General features: G+C 58.6%; 6 protein-coding genes. All 6 read right to left on the bottom strand.

Annotation, left to right across the window (positions count from 1 at the left end; genetic code table 11):
• A partial coding sequence (locus WBB85_RS17620; protein WP_432639899.1) for a hypothetical protein occupies positions 1-213 on the bottom strand: 213 nt, incomplete at its 3' end.
• A gap of 121 nt (positions 214-334) precedes the next feature.
• Positions 335-754, bottom strand: coding sequence for a 50S ribosomal protein L17 (gene rplQ / locus WBB85_RS17615; protein WP_432639898.1), 420 nt, complete (start codon positions 752-754; stop codon positions 335-337).
• Positions 755-980: 226 nt separating this feature from the next.
• The gene (locus WBB85_RS17610) at positions 981-1,997 is read right to left on the bottom strand and encodes a DNA-directed RNA polymerase subunit alpha (RefSeq protein ID WP_432639897.1); all 1,017 of its coding nucleotides are present in this window, start codon (positions 1,995-1,997) and stop codon (positions 981-983) included.
• Between the two features lie 118 nt (positions 1,998-2,115).
• Positions 2,116-2,505 carry a 30S ribosomal protein S11 gene (gene rpsK, locus WBB85_RS17605; RefSeq protein WP_432639896.1) on the bottom strand — a complete coding sequence of 130 codons (390 nt, stop codon included), beginning with the start codon at positions 2,503-2,505 and terminating at the stop codon, positions 2,116-2,118.
• Between the two features lie 14 nt (positions 2,506-2,519).
• Positions 2,520-2,888, bottom strand: coding sequence for a 30S ribosomal protein S13 (rpsM, locus tag WBB85_RS17600; protein ID WP_282367876.1), 369 nt, complete (start codon positions 2,886-2,888; stop codon positions 2,520-2,522).
• Between the two features lie 177 nt (positions 2,889-3,065).
• Positions 3,066-3,725 (bottom strand): adenylate kinase, encoded by a 660-nt coding sequence (locus tag WBB85_RS17595; RefSeq protein WP_432639895.1) that lies wholly within the window; start codon positions 3,723-3,725, stop codon positions 3,066-3,068.
• Positions 3,726-3,960: the final 235 nt, after the last annotated feature.

Here is a 3,960-nt window from a genome sequence, read left to right as displayed (position 1 = left end):
TTTAGGGCCGGTCAACCGTAAATTGAACTCATTACTTTGCATACGAAAGCTAAGCATTTGCACAAGATAAATCCGGGACTTTTTACCAAACTCATGCGGTTGCCCGATACGGCCCGCGCCGACCTGCTCGAATTTCTGGGCGCAACTCCGGTTGCGGACGCCCAGCTTGCGGCGATGATCGACGAAATTGCCAAAACGCCCGGCGAGGACCACCGGACTTTGCGTCTGGGTACAGGTTAGCCAGCAGCATTCAGCAGCACAGTCAGCACAAAGAACAACCCCGCCGATAGTATCGGCGGGGTTGTTCTTTGATTCAATACTCTCTGACGTAACGTCAGGACGCAGCGGCTTCCTCAGCCTCAACACGGGCTTTGTCCGCAGCACCCTTGGCAGCCGGATCGCGATCGACGAATTCGATGATCGCCATCGGCGCCATGTCGCCATAGCGGAAACCGGCCTTCATGATCCGGACATAGCCACCCTGCCGCTCTTTGTAGCGGGGGCCGAGGATCTCGAAGAGGCGCGCGACATATTTGTCCTGCTTGAGCTGCGATGCAGCCTGACGGCGGGCATGCAGATCGCCGCGCTTGGCGAGCGTGATCAGTTTCTCGATGATCGGACGCAGTTCCTTCGCTTTCGGAAGGGTGGTCTTGATCTGTTCATGTTCGATGAGCGAACCGGCCATGTTGGCGAAAAGCGCCTTGCGGTGCTCATGAGTACGGTTCAGACGGCGGTAGCCGCGAGCGTGACGCATTTTGATCTCCTATCGTCTTTTGCTTTGTCCGGCGGGCGTGGTCCTCGCTCCGCTCTCCTTGGGGCATGTGCCCATTTGTTCCCCGGCATTCCGGGCATTTGCGGATGGCGCTTATTCGCCTTCCGTCCTTTCGTCAAGTAAGGTGGGTTTAAACCCACCTTACTACTTTTTTTCTTCCAAAGCGGGTGAAGGCCCGATCGTAAGGTGGGTTTAAACCCACCTTACATCAGAACTGGTCTTCGAACCGCTTCGCGAGGTCTTCGATATTCTCTGGCGGCCAGTCCTCGACATCCATGCCGAGGTGCAGGCCCATGCCCGAGAGCACTTCCTTGATCTCGTTCAGCGACTTGCGGCCGAAGTTCGGGGTGCGCAGCATCTCGGCTTCGGTCTTCTGGATCAGATCGCCGATATAGACGATGTTGTCGTTCTTCAGGCAGTTGGCCGAACGGACGCTGAGTTCCAGCTCGTCCACCTTCTTGAGAAGGAGCGGGTTGAATTCCAGACCGTCGTCCTGATCCTGCTTGGAGGCCGATTCGGGTTCGTCGAAGTTGACGAAGATACCCAGCTGGTCCTGAAGGATCCGCGCGGCATAGGCCACCGCGTCATCCGGGGTCAGCGAGCCGTCGGTTTCGATCTTCATCGTCAGCTTGTCGTAATCCAGAACCTGGCCCTCACGGGTCGGCTGAACTTCGTAGCTGACTTTCTTGACCGGCGAATAGATCGCGTCGATCGGAATGAGACCGATCGGCGCATCTTCCGGACGGTTCTTGTCGGCCGCGACATAGCCTTTGCCGGTATCGACCGTCAGTTCCATGAAGAGATCCGCGCCGTCGTCGAGATGGCAGATCACGTGGTCCTTGTTCAGAACCTCGATACCATTCGATTCCGAGATGTCACCGGCTGTGACAACACCGGGACCCTTGGCCGAGATCGAAAGACGCTTCGGCCCTTCGACTTCCATCTTCAAGGAGACGCCCTTGAGGTTCAGCACGATGTCGGTGACGTCTTCGCGCACACCGGCGACCGAGGAGAACTCGTGCAGTACATTGTCGATCTGGACGGAGGTGATCGCCGCGCCCTGAAGCGACGACATCAGCACCCGGCGCAGCGCATTGCCAAGCGTGAGGCCAAAGCCACGCTCAAGCGGTTCGGCGATCAGCGTCGCCTTGCGCTGCGGGTCGTTGCCCGGCTTTACGTCAAGCTGCTGCGGCTTGATCAGTTCAGCCCAATTCTTGTGGATCATGCGTTCTGCCTCCATACCTGTTCCCGGTCCATGACCGATGCCCGGGAACGCCCGAGGGAATAAACGAAAACGCCCCGGGCCGCGCTACATCGCACGGCCCGGAACGCTGAATAAGTCGTCAGACGCGACGGCGCTTCGGCGGACGGCAGCCGTTATGCGCGATCGGTGTCACATCACGGATCGAAGTGATGTTGAAACCGGCAGCGGCGAGGCCGCGCAGCGCGCTTTCACGCCCCGAACCCGGGCCCTGCACTTCAACCTCAAGCGTTTTCACGCCGTGTTCCTGTGCTTTGCGGGCGACGTCTTCGGCGGCCATCTGGGCGGCATAGGGCGTCGACTTGCGCGACCCCTTGAAACCCATCGTACCGGCCGAGGACCAGGCGATCGCGTTGCCCTGAACGTCAGAGATCAGGATCTTGGTGTTGTTGAACGAGGAATTCACATGCGCAACGCCAGCGGCGATGTTCTTGCGTTCCTTTTTCTTCATACGGGTCTTATCGCGTGCCATATCTCAACGCCCCCTTATTTCTTCTTGCCGGCAATGGCCTTTGCGGGGCCTTTGCGGGTACGAGCGTTGGTGTGGGTCCGCTGACCGCGCACCGGCAGGTTGCGGCGATGGCGCAGGCCGCGGTAGCAGCCGAGATCCATCAGACGCTTGACGTTCATCTGCACTTCGCGGCGAAGGTCACCCTCAACCGTGAAATTGGCGTCGATATGTTCGCGGATGGCGAGCACTTCGGCGTCGGAAAGTTCGTTCACACGACGGGTCGGTTCGATCTTGACGGCCTCACAGATCTTGTGGGCGATATCGTTGCCGATGCCGTGGATATACTGAAGGGCGATGGGGACGCGTTTCCCCGTCGGGATGTTGACGCCAGCAATACGTGCCACGCGTAGCTTCCTTTCGTTGCGGTTCCGTGATGCCGGAACCTTTTCTCACAACTATGGCCCGAGGGTACAGGGACCGTCGGGCCGGTTCTTTCGAACTGATTCGTCTAAGGGAAACCCCAGCAAATCAACACGATTCTCATACGAGACGCTGTGACCTAGTGGGATTCCCACCCGGCGTCAAGACGCGGTAGCCTGATCCAACACATTGGCGATGGATTTCGCGACGTCCTCGATTTCCTGCAAGCCATCGACGGTAAAGAGGTCGCCCATCGCGTAATAGTAGCCAATCAGCGGCGAGGTCTTCTTGTAATATTCCATCAGCCGCTGTTTCAGGCTTTCGGCATTGTCGTCCGCGCGGTGCCGCAGATCGTTCGAGCCGCATTCATCACACGTGCCATCGACCTTCACCGGCTTGGTCTTGTCGTGATAGACCTCGCCACATTTGCCGCAGGTAAAACGGCCCGAGATACGGTCAACGAGCGCCTCGTCATCCACCCGCATTTCGATCACGGCATCAAGCTGGTTGCCCGACCGCTTCAGTAGCGAGGCCAGCGCATCGGCTTGCGCCAGCGTACGGGGGAAACCGTCGAAGATGAAACCGTTGGCCTTGGCGGTTGCCAGTTTTTCCTCGATCAGGCCGATGACAATCTCATCCGTCACCAGATCGCCGCGCGCCATCACATCGGCAACGATCTTGCCCATCTCGGTGCCCGAATCCTTGGCCTCGCGCAGCATGTCGCCGGTCGAAAGCTGGACCAGTCCGCGTTCCTCCACCAGACGGCGGGCCTGAGTTCCTTTGCCCGCCCCCGGCGGTCCGAGTAGAATGATATTCGTCATGCGTCCCCCTTTAGGCCGACCGGGTTTACACTGAATTCCTACGCAAGCCAACGCCTGTGTGCAATCGGATACCAACCGGTCAGTCGATCACCGGGGTTCAATAGCATCTGGGGTTTACGCCAAAGCGGAATTCGAACTTTATCCGTTCGAATTCCGCGTATTGTTTTTCAGTCGAAACCTGAACCGTTCTAGCGACGCGTGGGCGCTTTCCGGGCCCCGCCGCCACGTTTCTTGC

The sequence above is a fragment of the Albidovulum sp. genome (assembly GCF_049646345.1).
Lineage (GTDB): Bacteria > Pseudomonadota > Alphaproteobacteria > Rhodobacterales > Rhodobacteraceae > Albidovulum.
The sequence above is the reverse complement of the archived record's forward strand: the minus strand, read 5'-3'. Positions and strand labels throughout refer to the sequence as shown.